Source organism: Bradyrhizobium sp. McL0615 (assembly GCF_049993905.1).
Taxonomy (GTDB): Bacteria; Pseudomonadota; Alphaproteobacteria; order Rhizobiales; family Xanthobacteraceae; genus Bradyrhizobium.
Map to the genome: position 1 here is coordinate 3,703,085 of NZ_CP188254.1, position 15,728 is coordinate 3,718,812.

Here is a 15,728-nt window from a genome sequence, read left to right on the forward strand (position 1 = left end):
TGTATTGAACAACAAAAAACAGACCTGACGGGAGGATCGACGTGACCCGATTTCATTTCTTGGCGCTTGCGCTCGGGCTTATTGTCCTTGGCGGAACTGCTGCCGCGGACAATTACCCGTCACGGCCGATCCGGCTCATCGTGCCATATCCTGCCGGCGGTTCGACCGACATCATGGCGCGCGCGCTGCAGGAGCCGATGGCGAAGATCCTTGGTCAGCCTCTCATCATCGATAATCGTGGTGGCGCCGCCGGCACGACCGGCGCCAACGAAGCCGCACGGGCGGATGCGGATGGCTACACTCTCTTGTTTGCGAATAACGGACCAATCTCGATCGCCCCGCTGCTTCAGAAGGGCGTCGATTTCGATCCGTTGAAGAGTTTTGCGCCGGTCTCGCTCGTCTCCAGGGCGCCGCTGGTCCTGGTTGCGAGTGAAAAGGTGCCGGTGAACGATGCCGCCGGCCTGATCGCCTACGCCAAGGCGCAGGGCAAGCCGATGCTGTATGCGACTGCCGGACCTGGTTCGCTCGGACACCTGAGCACGGAACGCTTTCTCAATCAGGCCGGACTGCAGATGGTTCACGTCCCGTACCGCGGCCAGGCACCAACGACGCTCGCGGTGTTCGCGGGCGAGGTCGACATCCTGCTCACGACGACGTCCGACACGCTGAATGAGCATATCCGCTCCGGCAAGGTGAAGCTGCTCGGCGTCTCGTCGCCTGAGCCCTCCGTCGTAGCTCCGGGCGCCGCGCCGATCGGCAATGTCTTGAAGGGTTATTCAGTCGAAACCTGGTTCGGGATTTTGGCTCCTGCGGGCACGCCGCCCGAGATCGTCAACAAACTCAACGCCGCAATCAATACGACGTTGGCCATTCCGCAATTGCGCGATCGATTTTTGACTTATGGCGTGGAGGCCATGGCCAGTACTCCTGCCGAACTTGCCACGATCATTGCGGCCGAGATTCCTTCGTGGCGCAGGGTTATCGAGGAGCGCCACGTCAAGGCCGAATAAAGGATGGATGGTACGGCTAATCGAGCTTGATGTCTGCTTCGTTCACCAGCTTCGCCCATTTGTCCACATCGGCTCGAATTGTCGCAGCGAACGCCTCCGGCGTTGAGCTTTTCGGCTCGACGCCTAATTGTTTCAACGTTTCTTGCACAGCTGGAGCGGCGACTGCTCGTGTAATGGCGTCGTTCAGCTTGGCTACGATGGCCGGCGGCGTGCCGGCTGGTGCGAGGATGCCAAACCAAACGACGACCTGGAAGCCGGGAAGCGTCTTATCGATCGTGGGCATGCCGGGGAACAGTGGCGAAGGTGATGCCGTGCTGATGCCAAGCGACTTGAGTGAGCCCGATTGGACCTGGCTAATGCCTTCAAGTGGTGTGATGAAATAAACAGAGACCTGGCCCGCCAACGTGTCGTTCGTCGCCGGTGCACCACCGCGATACGGAATGTGCCGCATCTCAATGCCGGCCTGACGCCGAAACAGCTCAGCCGTGACATGCGAGGCCGATCCGAGCCCAACAGACGCATAGGTGAGCGCGATGGGATCTTTCTTGCCGCGTTCAATGAGATCGCTGACGCTGCTGATCCCGGTTGAGGGGGCTGTCACAAGAAGGAACGGCACGTCCACGACCTTCGAGATCGGCACGAAATCACGGATGGGATCGTAGGCGAGCTTCTTGTAAAGGCTTGCATTCAGTGCATTCGGCCCAAGATTGCCGAATACGATCGTGTATCCATCCGGCGTTGCGCGAGCGGCTTCCGTCGTACCGAGGATGCCGCCGGCACCGGACTTGTTGTCGATGATGACCGGCTTTCCCAGGGCTTCCGAGAGTGGTTGCAGGATCGTGCGTGCGAGGATGTCGGTGGAGCCGCCTGCCGGGTAGGGCACGATCATCCGGATGTTTCGCTCCGGATAGCTTTGGGCCAGTGTGGGCGACACGAACAAAAGCGACAGAAGAAAAATCAGCGCGCGCATGAGCGTCTCTCCTATATCGACGCTCTACGGCGTCTTGGACCGTTAGTACGTATACGTAGCAGATGCGCAAGCGAATTTCAACCGCGGTGTAAATCCGGCTCTCAAGGGGAGGGGTTCGCGAGCAAGTCTCAGCGATCAGCACGCGCGGCGAGCGCAGCCTATGTGTCGGCGTCCGGAGGTGACGACTTTGCGATCACCAGCATACAGCGCAGAAAATGCGCGCGATCCTCCGGGCTCAAGGCAGCAAGCATGAGATCTTGCAGCCGCGCCGCGGCTGGAACCACGGCCATCAGCGCGTCTGTGCCCTTGGCCGTGACCTGCACCTCGATGGAACGCCGATCGTCCGGATGGCTTTTCTTCGAGATCAGCCTGCGCGCCGTCATTCGCTTCAGCATTTCACTCAGCGTGTTTCGATCGCAACTGATGCGCTCTGCAAGGGCGGACGCCGTCATCGGCCCATCTTGCAGCAGCGCCATCAGAACACCGAACTGCCGGGGCGTGATGTCGCTCTGCCGCGTTACGCTTTGGTAGAGACCATCATACTTCGCTTCGAGCAGGCGCAGCAAAAATCCGACGCCGTTTTCTAGCTTCCATTGACGCGCCAGGGCGGCAGCCGAATGTGCGCCTTCTTCCTTCTCGCCCGCCATGTTGTTCCCGACTGCTCCTGTGCCAACAAGCGGTTAGCAGCTTGGTCGCAACCTCTCAACTCTCTCGTAAACCCGGCCGCCTGCCGCCCTGGCGCCTTGATGGTTGCCAAGGGGACGTCAATATGATACGTATACGTACCAATGGCGCAAAAACGAAAGCGTCGTCCGGGAGGCTTGCAGTGGATCTGCGCGCTCTGTTGTCAATTCCCTATCTGCTTGAGGCGGAAGCGATGGAGACCGAGCCAGGAGAATGGCTCCTTCGCCTCGCGTATCCGGAGCTTCCCGGCTGCACCGCGGAAGGGGTTATCGTTGAAGACGTGCTGAAGGATCTGGAGCGGCGGCGGATCGAAATGATCGTTGAGCTGGTGGAGGCTGGAAAGCAGCCTCCGGTTCCGAGGCCGCCGCTCGCCACATCTGACCCGTTATGGACGGCGCGCGAGCTCGGACTGTCTGGCCGGGTGAGCGCGTTGTTGGTGCGTACGGCGGTCTGAAGATTCAACTTGGTACGATCGAGGAGAAAATCATGCTCTCGCACGAAGATAACGAACGGTTGGTGAGGGTCGGCAAGGGCACTCCGCTCGGAGAGTTGTTTCGCCTCTATTGGATTCCGTTCCTGCCGTCAGCCGATCTGGCCCGCGACGGTCAGCCAAAGCGCATTCGGCTGCTGGGCGAAGATCTTGTCGCCTTCAGGGACACGGAGGACCGCATTGGCCTGGTCGATCAGGCCTGCCCGCATCGGGGTGCCCCGCTGATCTTCGGACGCAATGAAGATTGTGGTCTGCGTTGCGTCTACCACGGCTGGAAGTTCGATGTGACGGGCGCGGTAACGGACATGCCGGCCGAGCCTGTCCGGAGCCGCCTGAAGGAGAGGGTGCGGATCAAGGCCTATTCCTGCCGCGAGCGTAACGGAATGATCTGGGCCTATATGGGTCCGGATCAGGCCGACCCTCCGCCGCTGCCAAACGTCGAGTGGAATCTTGTCTCGCAGGAGCAGGTTCACATCTCCGTTCGTGTTCAGGAGTGTAACTGGCTCCAAGCCGTCGAAGGCGAGATCGACTCCGCCCATGCGCCGCTGCTGCACGGTCGGCTCGACGCGCAAGGTACGACGAGCGCCTGGATCCAGAAGCGCGACCTTCGCCCGACTTTCGAATGCGTCAAGCAGGATTTCGGGATGAGCATTGCGGCGCGACGAAACTACGATGCCAACACGCTCTACTGGCGTGTCAATCAGTTCATGCTGCCGTTCTACACGCTCGTTCCGCCGCTGTCGCCGTTCCCCGATCTGAGCGGCCACGCCTGGGTACCGATCGACGATGAGAACACGCTCTGCATCATGTTCTCCTATCATCCATCAGAACCGCTGCTGGCCAAGACGCGGCAGGTCTTCTCGGAAGGGCACAAGGGCCGGGAGAGCGGCCACGCAAGCCACAACGCGCTCGTCAAGCAGCCGGTGACGGTGCCCTACGCCGACTACTGGACGAAGTACAATCCGCAGAACGGATTCCAGTTTGACCACGAAGCCCAGCAAACGACATGGTTCTCCGGCCTGCCGGGACTGTGGGTCCAGGACGGGGCCTGCCAGAGCGGCGTGTCACCGATCTTCGATCGCACCAAAGAGAACCTGTGCTCGAGCGATACGGGCATCGCCATGACCAGGCGGTTCATTCTCGAGGCGCTCGGCGCCTATCGCGATCACGGCACCAGGCCGAAGGGCGTCACCGATCCGGACGTGTTCATGGTGCGCGCGGTGTCGTTGCGTCTGCCGCCGGAAGACTCGTGGATCGATGTCGGTGCGCCCCACATGCGGGCAAAGCTTGGCGCGGATTTTGGCTACGAACTTTGAGCGCGTCAATCATGGCCGGCGATCTTAGAAAACTTCGGGTCAGGCGCATCAGCTATGAGGCCGAAAGCATCAATTCGTATGAGTTGGTGTCGCCTGACGGCGGCGATCTCGCGCCATTCACCGCCGGCAGCCATATCGACATGCACTTGCAGAACGGCATGATCCGCAGCTATTCGCTGGTCAACGATCAGAGCGAACGGCATCGTTACGTCATCGCGGTGAACAGGGATGCCTCCGGCCGCGGCGGCTCGTGCTTTGTGCACAACGCCATTAGGGCTGGAGACCTTATCGACGTATCCGCGCCGCGCAACAATTTCGCGCTCCACGAGGAGGCGGAATGCTCCGTGCTTATCGCCGGTGGAATCGGCATCACCCCGTTGATGTCGATGATCCGCCGCCTGGAGGCGCTCGAACGCCCGTGGAAATTGTCCTATGCGGCTAGGACGCGAAGGGCGGCGGCGTTCCTCGGCGATCTCGATGCGATCAGGCCGGACGTTCATCGCAATCTCCATCTGGACTTCGACGACGAGCGTGCGGGGCGGACATTCGACCTCGCCACCATCGTCGCAAACGCTCCGGCGCACGCGCATCTGTATTGCTGCGGCCCGGTGCCGATGCTCGAAGCTTTCGAAACGGCCACGGCCGGCCGGCCGGCAGGCCATGCCCATGTCGAGTATTTTCAGGCAAAGCGGGCCCCGGCCCTCGAGGGCGGGTTCGAGGTCAGGTTGGCGCGCAGCAACCGCACGATCGTCGTCGAGCCGGGCAAGTCGATCCTCGACGCGGCGCTCGATGCCGGTATTTCGGCAAACTACTCGTGCGCCGAGGGCGTTTGCGGGACCTGCGAAACACGGGTGATCGATGGGATACCCGATCATCGCGACCTGTTCCTCAGTTCGGAAGAGCAGGCTGCGAACAAGACCATCATGATCTGCTGCTCGGGATCCAAGTCCGGAACCCTCGTGCTCGACCTCTAGACCGGATCGCAAGGACAAAACTCAATGGGTGCAAAGATGCTGGATGAGATCGAAGCGGATTTTCCCGAACACACGCCGCGTCCCTCCCATGCGCCGACGGCCCTTGACGGGATCAGGGTCGTCGACTTTTCACACTTCATCGCTGGACCGTTCGCGACCATGATGCTCGCCGATATGGGCGCCGAGGTGATCAAGATCGAAGCGCCCGGGCGTGGCGACGACTTGCGCCGCTATCCGCCGGTCGATCCGAGGCTGAAGCATGGTGCGCCGTTTCTGTGGACCAACCGCAACAAGCGGAGCGTTGCGATCGACCTGAAATCGCCCGAAGGCGTGGAGGTCGCGCGCGATCTGATCCGGACGGCGGATGTCGTCGTCGAAAACTTCTCCACCGGCGTCATGGATCGGTTTGGGCTCGGCTACGAGAATTGCCGCAGGATCAGGCCGTCGATCATCTATTGTTCGGTTTCCGCGTATGGGCGGGAAGGACCGTTCTCAGACCGGCTCGGTTTCGATCCAATTGCCCAGGTCGAAAGCGGCTTTGTTTCCATGAACGGCTATCCCGACCGTGAAGGGGTACGCGCGCTGTCGCCGGTCATGGACATCAGCACGGCGATGATGGCCTGCAACGCCGTTCTCGGCGCGCTTGTCGCACGCGAGCGCACCGGGGCAGGGCAGGCGATCGAGGTCTCGTTGTTCGACAATGCCGTCCTGATGACCGGATATGCATCGATGCAGCAGTTGTTTACCGGCGCAGACCCGCAGCGGCATGGCAACACCAGCCCAGACACGTGTCCCTCGGGCGTCTTTCAGGGCAAGGATGGCGCGTTCTACATCAACTGCGGCAACGACAAGATTTTCCAACGCTTGATGTCAAACGTGATCGATCGCCCGGATCTTGCGTCGTCCGATCTCTATGCGACGGGGCCTGACCGCATACGGCGCCGTGAAGAACTGTTTGCAATTCTCGGAGATGCGTTCGCGCAGTATCCCTGGTCGCACTGGCAATCGCGGATGCGCGCCGCGGGCGTGCCGTGCGGAAAGGTCCGCACGGTCGGCGAGGCAATCCGCTCTCCCGAAGCGCGGGAACGCGGAATCGTCACGCGAATTCCGCACGAGACGCTTGGATGGGTGCCGAACGTAAACCTGCCGATTCGCTTTTCGCACACGCCGATCGTCGACCCTGTAGCCGCGCCTGCCGTCGGCCAGCATAAGGAACTGGTGCTTCGTGATGTACTTGGCTACGACGACGAGCACGTGACGCGGCTGGCTGAGGCCGGCGCGTTCGGCGCTGACGCGTCTTCTCAGGCGATCAAAGTCTGATGGCGCGAGCGCAAAGCGAACGCACGCTGCGGGGCCGCGTGGCTGTCGTCGGGATCGGCGAAACGGAATATTATCGCCACGGCGCATCGCCGGATCCGGAGTTCAAGCTGGCCCTCAAGGCGATCCTGGCCGCCTGCAACGACGCCGGAATCGACCCGCGCGAGATCGACGGCTTCTCGTCCTACAGCGATGACCGCAGCGATGCGGCCCGATTGGCCGCGGCGCTCGGGACACGACAGTTGACCACGGCGACGATGCAATGGGGCGGGGGAGGCGGCGGTTGCTGTGCGGCGGTGGCCAACGCGGCGGCTTCCATCGTCGCTGGCTTGGCCGACTGCGTGGTGGTGTTTCGCTCCCTCACGCAAGGGCAGTACGGGCGCTTTGGGCAGGCTGGAAACATCAGCACCATCTCCGGTGAGAGGGCTTATCTGATGCCTTATGGCGTGCTCGCGCCCCCGCAGCGTTTTGCGATGCGCGTGCAGCGCTATATGCATGAGCATGGCGTGCGGCAGGAGGCCATGCAAGCGATTGCGCTGGCTTCCTACCATCATGCGCAGTCGAACCCGCGCGCCGTAATGTTCGGCAAGCCGCTTGATCCTGCCAAATACAATGCCTCGCGCTGGATCGCCGAGCCGTTTCACCTGTACGATTGCTGCATGGAAAATGACGGCGCCGCCGCGATCATCCTCGTGCCCGAGGAGCGCGCCAGAGATTTCCGCAACAAGCCGGCCTACATCCTCGGTGCGGCCGCTGGCGCAGGATATCGCAGCGGCGCCATTCCGCACAATTCGCCGCATTATGCCAGCGCCAGCTTTGAAACTCTCGCACCGGCCCTTTACCGTATGGCCCGGATCGAACCGTCCGATGTCGACGCGGTCCAGAGCTACGAGAACTTTACCGGCGGCGTGGTGATGGCGTTGGCCGAGCATGGTTTCTTCGAACCGGAGGAGGCCAACGACTTTCTTACGCTCGACAATCTTGTCGCGCCCTCAGGCCGATTGCCGCTCAATACCAGCGGTGGCAATCTGGCCGAATGCTACGTGCACGGCTTCGAGCTGGTGATCGAGGCGGTGCGCCAGATACGTGGACAATCCGTCAACCAGGTCGAACGAAACGACGTGGCGATGGTGATCGGCGGTCCGATGGTGACGCCAGCCAGCAACCTTTTGCTAGGTTCGGGAGCAACGTTATGAACGATACATCGCGCGCGGCCTATCTTCCCACTGGATTGCCGATCCCGGTGCCCGAACCCGATGGATTGTCGACGCCTTACTGGGAAGGGTTACAGCAGAGCCGCTTGCTGGTGCAGTGCTGCTCGCATTGCAGTACCTGGCAATTCGGACCCGAATGGATTTGCCACCATTGCCATTCGTTTGACCTCAATTGGGCCACCGTCGAGCCCCGCGGCCGCGTCTTCAGCTGGCAGCGTGTCTGGAGCGCGTCGCACAACGCCTTGCGCCAGCACGGACCCTATATCGCAGTGCTGGTGGAACTGCCGGACGTCGGTAACATACGCATGGTGGGCAATCTCCTGGGCGACCCGATGCAGGCCGTCACCATCGGTGCCGGCGTCGAAGGTGTGTTCGAGCATCATCTTGAGACCCGGCCGCCGTATTCGTTGCTGCAATGGCAGCTAACCGCGACTTGAGCGGGGGTTTGGACAGCATGCCTATGGTGCCGGTTACTGAACGATCACGTCAGGGCGTGAAGGAAGAAAGTCTTTCAGCAAGCGAGCGGAATGGGTGAAGCTCGATTGTCTCTAGACCAAGTTGCGCGTTATTTGCTGGACCTCGCTCAAACCTGCTTATGATGGACTGGAGCGATAGTTTGAGTTTTTCAATCGGTTAGAAGGCGGCGTGCATGATGTGTGCACCCGGGAGATCCAGAAAATCTATCGACGGCAAATCTGCACAGTCGCTCCGAGGGGTGATGTAGATGTCGGGGCGCGACGGGAGGCGGGTCGTTGAGAGTACAGCATCCTGTGCGACCGAGAAGTATGCCATCCCTCGTTGATCAAATTAACTGATTGCGGCCTCTAAATCGTTTGCGGTTATTTGCAAGTTCGTTCGGATCAGACACGCTGAAAGCTCCCATACGCCCCTTTGTGAAAAACAAGCGGACGACAAGCAGTCTCTTCGCCCGAGAACACCTCGCCCAGGATGATATCGTGGTCGCCTGCCTTGTGGACCGCGGCGACCCGGCAACAGAGTTGAGCCGCGGCGCCTTGCAACAGGGGCAGCCCGTCAGCGCTGAACGCTACGGCAAGATCCTCAAATCGATTCTGCTGGTTCCCCGTGAAGCGGGCCGACAGTTCAGATTGATGCTGGCCAAGAATGTTCACCGAGAAGAAACCCCGGTTGCGGATAGCCGTCCCGGTCGCGCTGCCCTCGCTTGTGCAAACGAGAAGCATGCAGGGCTCCAGCGAGACCGACGTCAGCGAGTTTATGGTCGCGCCGAAAAGCTCGCCGCTCCATTCGGTTGCGATGACGGCGACCCCGGTTGCAAAGGTTGCCATGACAGACCGGAATTGCTTGGGATCGATGGAGACACCGCGCAAAACCGGGCTTCGGTTACCTTGCCCCGGAGATGAGATGTGTGTGTTCATGTCGCCAGGGTTTCCCAAGACCCAATGTCAGAGCGGTCATGACGCCGCTGCGACATCGTCCGTCACTTTCGCAGCATGTGATAACTGAGCTCGCCGGGATCGGTGAGGTCCGGCACCTTCCAGCCGTCGAGGTCGTATTCGGCCATGCAGTCCTCGGCGAATCCCTTGAACCGGTCGGCATTGCCGGAGGCTTGCGCGCCGAACAGGCAGTAGCGGCGGATCTCCTCGGTCGAACCGCCATAATTGATCTCGTAGAGTTCGTGCCGGCCGCCGAATTCGCTGCCGATACAATCCCACAACAGTTTGAGCAGTTTCACGCGCTCCTCGGCCTTGTAGCCGTTGGAGCCGCGCAAGTAGCGATCCAGATAGGGACGGATCTCGTCGTTCTTGAAGTCGCTGGCATGGCTGTTGAGATAGATCAACCCGGAGGCGACCGTCTGCTCGATCAGATACTTGACCTTGGTGTAGGCCATGGTGGCGATGATCTGGTAGGCATTGCCGGGATCCATGTTCGGCAGCACGTAGTCGCCGATCCACGGCTTGGGATCGCGGACCATCGCATCCGACAAGCTCCAGAACAGATTGCGCCAGGCGATGACTTCGCCGACATTGGCCTGTACGCCGCGATAGTCCTTGGTGCCGGCGGCCTCAGTCGCTTTCAGCAACAGCCCGCTGATGAAGTCGAGCTTGACGGCAAGCCGCGTGCAGCCGTGAACGACGAAGCGCGGCAGGAAACCGGTCCGCGGGAAGAAGTTGTTGGCCTTCTCGATGTCGCCATAGACGAAGACGTTCTCCCAGGGCACCAACACCTTGTCCATGATGAACACGGCATCGTTCTCGTCGAGACGGCTCGAGATCGGATAGTCGAACGGACTTCCCATCACGCTTGCGCTCATCTCGTACGAGGTGCGGCAGATGAATTTCACGCCGGGCGCGTTGGTCGGCACCATGAACACGGTTGCGAACTTCTTGTCCTGGAGCGGAATCAGCCCGTGATGCGCGACGAAGGTGTAGTTGGTCAGCACCGATCCGGTCGCGACCACCTTGGCGCCCGACACTATGATGCCGGCGTCGGTCTCCTTCTCGATATGGCAGCAGACGTCGGCGACTTCGTTCGGCGGACGGTCACGATCAACCGGTGGATGGATGATCGCGTGATTGATGAACGGCACGCGCTCCTGGCTGAACTTGTACCAGCGCTTGGCATTGTCCTGGTACGGTTCGTAGAAATCGGAATTCGCGCCGAGCGTCGCCAGGAACGCGGCCTTGTAATCCGGCGCCCGTCCCATCCATCCATAGGTGATCTTGGCCCATTCGGCGATCGCATCACGCCCGGCGATGAGATCGTCCATGGTCTTCGGCGCCTTGAAGAAGGCGTGCGTCACGCCGCCATTGCCGGTGTCGGTCGGCACGAGGAGCTTGTGCTTGCGCTTGTCGTCGTGCAGCGCGTCGTAGAGGCGGGCGACCATGCGCGCGGTGTTGCGGAAGGCCGGATGGGTGGTGACGTCTTTGACCCGCTCACCGTAGATGTAGACGGTGCGGTCATCGCGCAGCGAGTCCAGATATTCCTGGCCGGTTTGCGGACGGGTGACTTTGACGTTGCCGATGTGCTCCGGCGGGATTGCCAATGCCGCGTTACCCTGCGCCTTGCCTGCCATTGCGCGATCTCCCTCGATTTATCTGTTCGATTATCGAACTAGTGTCCGTATTCCGAACTTAGCGCGACGATACGGCCGCGCCCGTCGATTGGCAAGGGCGACGCTGGCTCAGACAGTCATCGATGAAATCTGTTCGGCGATGCGGTTGAGCTCGGGGAGAAAATGCTCGCGCATTTCGTTACGCGTCGTGCGCGTCGAGTGTGTCGACAGGTTGATGGCGCCGACGGCCTGGCCGCTGCGATCAAGCACCGGCACGGCCAACGCGCGCAGGCCGCGCTCGAGCTCTTCGTCGACGATTGAAAACCGCTGCGCGCGATCGGCGCGGATACGATCGAACAGCGCTTGCAGGTCGGTGATGGTCTGCGGCGTGTAGGCCTCGATGCGTTGCGACTTCAGCCGCCGCCAGATCTCGGCGTCGTCGAGATAGCCGAACATGATCCGCCCGAGCGCGGTGTGCAGCGCCGGCAGACGGCTGCCGACCGACAGCGCCGCCGACATGATCCGGCGGGCTGGAACGCGCGCGACATAGACGATGTCGTTGCCTTGCAGGATCGCAGCCGAGCTGGATTCGCTTAGGCGCTCGCTGAGCTCGCGCATCAAGGGAAGGGCGCGATCGATCCAGCTTTGCGTCGAGAGGTAAGCGAAGCCGAGGTCGAGAATCTGCGGCGACAGCGAAAACGTCCTGCCGTCCTGCTCGACATAACCGAGCTGGGCGAGGGTGCGCAGCACGCGGCGCGCCGTGGCTCGCGACAGGTCCGCCACCCCTGCTGCCTCGGACAAGGTCATGGTCGGACGCTGCCGGCCGAACGCGCCAAGCACTGCGAGGCCCTTGGCGAGCGTCGTCATGAACTCCTTGTCGTCGGGCTCGCCCTTGCGATGCCCGGGGTCGCCTTTACGTTGGCGCGGGGTTTGCGTCATGACACGGCCTGTTGACTCCATCTGGTCTCTGACAGAGACTGGTCGACATACGAACGTAAGTTCGAATATCGAACGCCGGCCCGTGTGTCAATCGATCCACGATGGGAATCCGGCGCATCCAGAGGGGAGGACGCGCAGATGACCTGCCACAAGATCAGTTCGACTCATCGCTATCAGATCGACCGCCGTACGCTCCTGAAATACTCGGCCGCAACGGGCGCCGCGCTGTCGGTTGGATTGAAATCGCCGGCGATCGCGCAGACGCGCGCGATCAAGCTCGGCTATGTCTCACCGCTCACCGGGCCACTCGCGGCCTTTGCGGAAGCGGACAATTTCATCATCGCCAATTTCAAGGAAGCGGCGAAGGCCGGCATCAAGATTGGTAACGCCACCGTGCCGGTCGAAGTCGTCGTGAAGGACAGCCAGTCCAATCCGAACCGCGCCGCCGAAGTCGCGAAGGATTTGATCGTCCAGGACAAGATCGACCTGATGCTGGTCGCCTCGACGCCCGAGACCACGAACCCGGTCTCGACCCAATGCGAGATCGAGGAGGTGCCGTGCATCTCCACCATGGCGCCATGGCAACCCTGGTTCATCGGGCGTCAGGCCAATCCCGGTGGCGGGCCGCCGGCGTGGAAAGGCTTCAACTACACCTATCATTTCTTCTGGGGGCTCGAGGACGTAATCGCCGTCTTCACCAACATGTGGAGCCAGGTCGCAACCAACAAATCCGTCGGCGGGCTATTTCCGAACGATGGCGATGGCAACGCCTGGGGCGACAAGGTCGTCGGCTTCCCGCCGGTGCTGGACAAGGGCGGCTACAAGCTCATCGATCCCGGCCGCTATCAGAATCTCACCGATAATTTCTCCGCCCAGATCGGTGCGTTCAAGTCGGCCAATTGCGAGATCATCACCGGTGTGGTGCTGCCGCCGGATTTCACGACGTTCTGGAAACAGGCACTCCAGCAAGGCTTCAGGCCGAAGGTCGCTTCCATTGGCAAGGCGATCCTGTTTCCGGTCGCCGTCGAGGCGCTGGGCAAGGATGGCCATAACCTGTCCTCGGAGGTCTGGTGGTCGCCCAGCCATCCCTTCAAATCGTCGCTTAACGGCATGAGCGCCAAGGATCTCGCAGGCGCCTATCAGGCCGCGACCAAAAAGCAGTGGACGCAGCCGATCGGCTTCATCCACGCGCTATTGGAAGTCGCCGTCGACGTGCTGAAGCGCGCGCCCGACCGTGACCCCAAAGCGATCGCTGCGACCATCGCTGCGACCAATCTCGACACGGTCGTCGGCAAGGTGCAATGGGGCGGTGCAAACCTGCCGCCCTTTGCTGCCAAGAACGTTGCAAAAACTCCGCTGGTCGGCGGTCAGTGGCGGTTCAAGGATGGCAAATACGATATCGTCATCACCGACAACAAGACGGCACCAGCGATCCCCGTCGGCGGCCAAATGGAGGCCATCGCCTGATCGCGCGACGCGTTGACATCTCATGCTGGAAGTCGCAGGCCTGAAGAAAAGCTTCGGCTCGATCATCGTCGCCGACGATCTCGATCTCGTGGTCGCGCCGGGCGAGGCGGTCGGCATCATCGGGCCGAACGGCGCAGGCAAGACCACGCTGTTCAACCTGATCGCCGGCGGCCTGACGCCGACCGCCGGCAGCATTCGTTTCGAGGGCCGAGACCTCTTAAGGCAGCCGCCGCAAGGGCGCTGCCGGGCCGGCATCGGCCGCACCCACCAGATTCCGCAGCCGTTCGAAAATCTCACCGTGTTCGAGAACCTGCTCGTCGGCGCGGTCCATGGCCGTCGCAAATCGGAGCGTGAGGCTGCGCAATCCTGCGGCGAGATCCTCGAACGGCTCGGGCTCATCAAGCGCGCCAACACGCTCGCTGGCTTGCTGACGCTGTTGGAACGCAAGCGGCTGGAGATGGCCCGCGCGCTCGCAACGGCGCCGCGGCTTCTGCTGCTGGACGAGATCGCCGGCGGCCTGACCGAGGGCGAATGCCTCGAACTCATCGCCACTATCCACGAGATACGCCAGACCGGCGTCGCTATCCTGTGGATCGAGCATGTCGTGCACGCACTTCTCGCCGTGGTCGATCGCCTGGTCGTGCTTAATTTCGGGCGCAAGATCGCGGAAGGGGGGCCGAAAGAGGTGATCCAATTGCCCGAAGTGCGCCAGATCTATATCGGCATCGAGGCCTGACGCATGCCACTGCTTCAGACCTGCGGGCTCACGGCGTTCTACGGCGACTTCCAGGCGCTGTACGGCATCGACACGACGCTGGAGAAGGGCGAGACCATCGCCATCATCGGCGCCAATGGGGCAGGGAAGTCGACCTTCCTGAAGGCAATTGCGGGCCTCATTCACGGCGCCGCCGACAGCGTCCTGCTCGACGGCTCGCCGATCGGCGCACGGCCAGCGGCCGACATCGTCAAGCTCGGCATCGCGCTCGTGCCGGAAGGGCGGCGGTTGTTTCCTTCGCTCACCGTGGAAGAGAACCTCCTGATCGGCGGCTACCGCCGCAAGATGGCGGGCCCATGGACGCTCGATCGCGTCTATGCGCTGTTCCCAATTTTGAAGGAGCGGCGCGTCTCGGCAACGCCGACCCTGTCAGGCGGGCAGCAGCAGATGGCTGCGATCGGCCGCGGCTTGATGTCCAATCCGCGCATTCTCTTGTGCGACGAGATCAGCCTTGGCCTCGCGCCGATCATCATCGCCGACATCTACGCGGCCCTCCCGCAGATCAAGGCGGAGGGCACCAGCGTCGTGCTGGTCGAGCAGGATATCGTCCAGGCGATGAAGGTTGCCGATCGCGTCTATTGCTTCCAGGAAGGCCGTCTGTCGCTCGCCGGCCGCCCGCGCGACCTGACGCGCGACCAGATCCACCGCGCCTATTTTGGTTCATGACATGACCGGTTGGCTCGATGCATTGATCCAGGGGATATTGCTCGGCGGCCTCTACGCCCTGTTCGCGGCCGGGCTCTCGCTCATGTTCGGCGTGATGCGGCTGGTCAACCTCGCCCATGGCGATCTCATCGTGCTCGCCGCCTTCGCGATCCTGTTTGTCGCGAGCAAGCTTGGGCTCGATCCTTTTGTCGCGGTGCTGGTGGCAATGCCGATCCTGTTCGTGATCGGCTTTGCGCTTCAGCACGTGCTGCTGAACCGGACGCTTGGGCGCGATTTGCTGCCGCCGCTGCTCGTCACTTTTGGTCTCTCGATCATTATCCAGAACGGACTGTTGCAGGTTTTTTCCGCCGACAGCCAGCGCCTGCGCTCCGGCGCAATTGAAACCGCCTCGATCCAGCTTGGAGGCGGCATCGCGGTCGGCGTCGTGCCCTTGTTGACGCTCCTGTCCGCGATTGCCGTGATCGTGCTCCTCAATCTGATCTTCTACCGGACGCCGATCGGCCGCGCGTTCCGCGCGACGTCGGACGACCTTGAAGTCGCGCAACTCATGGGCGTGGATATCAGACGTATCTTTGCGGTGGCAATGGGGCTTGCCTTTGTCGTGATCACGATCGCCGCGCTCTATCTCGGACTGCGGGCGAATTTCGATCCGACCATCGGTCCCGCCCGGCTGCTCTATGCCTTCGAGGCCGTGATCATCGGCGGTCTCGGCAGCTTCTGGGGGACGCTCGCTGGTGGCATCGTGCTCGGGCTCGCCCAGACCATCGGTGCCCGCATCGATCCTGAGTGGCAGATCCTGGCGGGCCATCTTGCCTTCCTCGTGGTGCTGGTGCTCAGGCCGCGCGGCCTGTTTCCCCGTGCGCAGGATTGAGGGA

Annotated in this window: 16 protein-coding genes; 11 read left to right on the forward strand and 5 right to left on the reverse strand. The window is 61.7% G+C overall.

The window, feature by feature from the left end:
• Window positions 1-41: 41 nt before the first annotated feature.
• Complete coding sequence (locus ACPPVP_RS17445) at window positions 42-1,010, forward strand: Bug family tripartite tricarboxylate transporter substrate binding protein (protein ID WP_426536403.1); 969 nt, start codon at window positions 42-44, stop codon at window positions 1,008-1,010.
• A gap of 16 nt (window positions 1,011-1,026) precedes the next feature.
• Here the strand turns inward: ACPPVP_RS17445 and ACPPVP_RS17450 are convergent, their stop codons facing one another.
• Together ACPPVP_RS17450 and ACPPVP_RS17455 are read right to left on the reverse strand one after the other, a co-directional pair.
• A complete protein-coding gene (locus tag ACPPVP_RS17450; protein WP_426536405.1) occupies window positions 1,027-1,980 on the reverse strand; it encodes a Bug family tripartite tricarboxylate transporter substrate binding protein in 954 nt (317 codons plus the stop codon).
• A gap of 158 nt (window positions 1,981-2,138) precedes the next feature.
• Window positions 2,139-2,627, reverse strand: coding sequence for a MarR family winged helix-turn-helix transcriptional regulator (locus ACPPVP_RS17455; protein ID WP_426536407.1), 489 nt, complete (start codon window positions 2,625-2,627; stop codon window positions 2,139-2,141).
• Window positions 2,628-2,806: 179 nt separating this feature from the next.
• Between ACPPVP_RS17455 and ACPPVP_RS17460 the strand changes: the two genes are divergently transcribed.
• From ACPPVP_RS17460 to ACPPVP_RS17485, 6 genes are all read left to right on the forward strand, one after another.
• Window positions 2,807-3,118 (forward strand): hypothetical protein, encoded by a 312-nt coding sequence (locus tag ACPPVP_RS17460; protein WP_426536409.1) that lies wholly within the window; start codon window positions 2,807-2,809, stop codon window positions 3,116-3,118.
• A gap of 32 nt (window positions 3,119-3,150) precedes the next feature.
• The gene (locus tag ACPPVP_RS17465; RefSeq protein WP_426536411.1) at window positions 3,151-4,470 is read left to right on the forward strand and encodes a Rieske 2Fe-2S domain-containing protein; all 1,320 of its coding nucleotides are present in this window, start codon (window positions 3,151-3,153) and stop codon (window positions 4,468-4,470) included.
• Between the two features lie 11 nt (window positions 4,471-4,481).
• Entirely contained in the window at window positions 4,482-5,444 is a 963-nt protein-coding gene (locus tag ACPPVP_RS17470; protein ID WP_426536413.1) for a PDR/VanB family oxidoreductase, read from the forward strand.
• Between the two features lie 24 nt (window positions 5,445-5,468).
• A complete protein-coding gene (locus ACPPVP_RS17475) occupies window positions 5,469-6,764 on the forward strand; it encodes a CaiB/BaiF CoA transferase family protein (RefSeq protein WP_426536415.1) in 1,296 nt (431 codons plus the stop codon).
• Window positions 6,765-7,003: 239 nt separating this feature from the next.
• On the forward strand, window positions 7,004-7,957 hold the full coding sequence (locus ACPPVP_RS17480; protein WP_426536417.1) for a thiolase C-terminal domain-containing protein: 954 nt from the start codon (window positions 7,004-7,006) through the stop codon (window positions 7,955-7,957).
• On the forward strand, window positions 7,954-8,412 hold the full coding sequence (locus ACPPVP_RS17485) for a Zn-ribbon domain-containing OB-fold protein (protein WP_426536419.1): 459 nt from the start codon (window positions 7,954-7,956) through the stop codon (window positions 8,410-8,412). Before ACPPVP_RS17480 ends, ACPPVP_RS17485 begins: the two co-directional genes overlap by 4 nt.
• A 423-nt stretch (window positions 8,413-8,835) precedes the next feature.
• On the opposite strand, the gene ACPPVP_RS17490 is transcribed toward ACPPVP_RS17485, so the two are convergent.
• The 3 genes from ACPPVP_RS17490 to ACPPVP_RS17500 all read right to left on the reverse strand — a co-directional run bounded on the left by ACPPVP_RS17490 (window position 8,836) and on the right by ACPPVP_RS17500 (window position 11,945).
• On the reverse strand, window positions 8,836-9,369 hold the full coding sequence (locus ACPPVP_RS17490) for a flavin reductase family protein (protein ID WP_426536421.1): 534 nt from the start codon (window positions 9,367-9,369) through the stop codon (window positions 8,836-8,838).
• 62 nt (window positions 9,370-9,431) lie between these two features.
• A complete protein-coding gene (locus tag ACPPVP_RS17495; protein ID WP_426536423.1) occupies window positions 9,432-11,027 on the reverse strand; it encodes a 4-hydroxyphenylacetate 3-hydroxylase N-terminal domain-containing protein in 1,596 nt (531 codons plus the stop codon).
• A gap of 108 nt (window positions 11,028-11,135) precedes the next feature.
• Window positions 11,136-11,945 (reverse strand): IclR family transcriptional regulator domain-containing protein, encoded by an 810-nt coding sequence (locus ACPPVP_RS17500; protein ID WP_426536425.1) that lies wholly within the window; start codon window positions 11,943-11,945, stop codon window positions 11,136-11,138.
• 138 nt (window positions 11,946-12,083) lie between these two features.
• On the opposite strand from ACPPVP_RS17500, the gene ACPPVP_RS17505 reads away from it, so the two are divergent.
• Genes ACPPVP_RS17505 through ACPPVP_RS17520 form a run of 4 tightly spaced genes read left to right on the forward strand, consistent with a single transcriptional unit; the run spans window position 12,084 to window position 15,724 of the window.
• Window positions 12,084-13,412, forward strand: coding sequence for an ABC transporter substrate-binding protein (locus ACPPVP_RS17505; protein WP_426536427.1), 1,329 nt, complete (start codon window positions 12,084-12,086; stop codon window positions 13,410-13,412).
• A gap of 22 nt (window positions 13,413-13,434) precedes the next feature.
• On the forward strand, window positions 13,435-14,148 hold the full coding sequence (locus ACPPVP_RS17510) for an ABC transporter ATP-binding protein (RefSeq protein WP_426536429.1): 714 nt from the start codon (window positions 13,435-13,437) through the stop codon (window positions 14,146-14,148).
• 3 nt (window positions 14,149-14,151) lie between these two features.
• Window positions 14,152-14,853, forward strand: coding sequence for an ABC transporter ATP-binding protein (locus ACPPVP_RS17515; protein ID WP_426536431.1), 702 nt, complete (start codon window positions 14,152-14,154; stop codon window positions 14,851-14,853).
• 1 nt (window position 14,854) lies between these two features.
• On the forward strand, window positions 14,855-15,724 hold the full coding sequence (locus ACPPVP_RS17520; RefSeq protein ID WP_426536433.1) for a branched-chain amino acid ABC transporter permease: 870 nt from the start codon (window positions 14,855-14,857) through the stop codon (window positions 15,722-15,724).
• Window positions 15,725-15,728 lie beyond the last annotated feature (4 nt).

Coding starts and splice junctions, on each gene's coding strand:
- ACPPVP_RS17450 (WP_426536405.1), bottom strand. CDS start 1,980: ATGCGCGCGCTGATTTTTCTTCTGTCGCTTTTGTTCGTGTCGCCCACA.
- ACPPVP_RS17455 (WP_426536407.1), bottom strand. CDS start 2,627: ATGGCGGGCGAGAAGGAAGAAGGCGCACATTCGGCTGCCGCCCTGGCG.
- ACPPVP_RS17465 (WP_426536411.1), top strand. CDS start 3,151: ATGCTCTCGCACGAAGATAACGAACGGTTGGTGAGGGTCGGCAAGGGC.
- ACPPVP_RS17470 (WP_426536413.1), top strand. CDS start 4,482: ATGGCCGGCGATCTTAGAAAACTTCGGGTCAGGCGCATCAGCTATGAG.
- ACPPVP_RS17475 (WP_426536415.1), top strand. CDS start 5,469: ATGGGTGCAAAGATGCTGGATGAGATCGAAGCGGATTTTCCCGAACAC.
- ACPPVP_RS17485 (WP_426536419.1), top strand. CDS start 7,954: ATGAACGATACATCGCGCGCGGCCTATCTTCCCACTGGATTGCCGATC.
- ACPPVP_RS17490 (WP_426536421.1), bottom strand. CDS start 9,369: ATGAACACACACATCTCATCTCCGGGGCAAGGTAACCGAAGCCCGGTT.
- ACPPVP_RS17495 (WP_426536423.1), bottom strand. CDS start 11,027: ATGGCAGGCAAGGCGCAGGGTAACGCGGCATTGGCAATCCCGCCGGAG.
- ACPPVP_RS17500 (WP_426536425.1), bottom strand. CDS start 11,945: ATGACGCAAACCCCGCGCCAACGTAAAGGCGACCCCGGGCATCGCAAG.
- ACPPVP_RS17505 (WP_426536427.1), top strand. CDS start 12,084: ATGACCTGCCACAAGATCAGTTCGACTCATCGCTATCAGATCGACCGC.
- ACPPVP_RS17510 (WP_426536429.1), top strand. CDS start 13,435: ATGCTGGAAGTCGCAGGCCTGAAGAAAAGCTTCGGCTCGATCATCGTC.
- ACPPVP_RS17515 (WP_426536431.1), top strand. CDS start 14,152: ATGCCACTGCTTCAGACCTGCGGGCTCACGGCGTTCTACGGCGACTTC.
- ACPPVP_RS17520 (WP_426536433.1), top strand. CDS start 14,855: ATGACCGGTTGGCTCGATGCATTGATCCAGGGGATATTGCTCGGCGGC.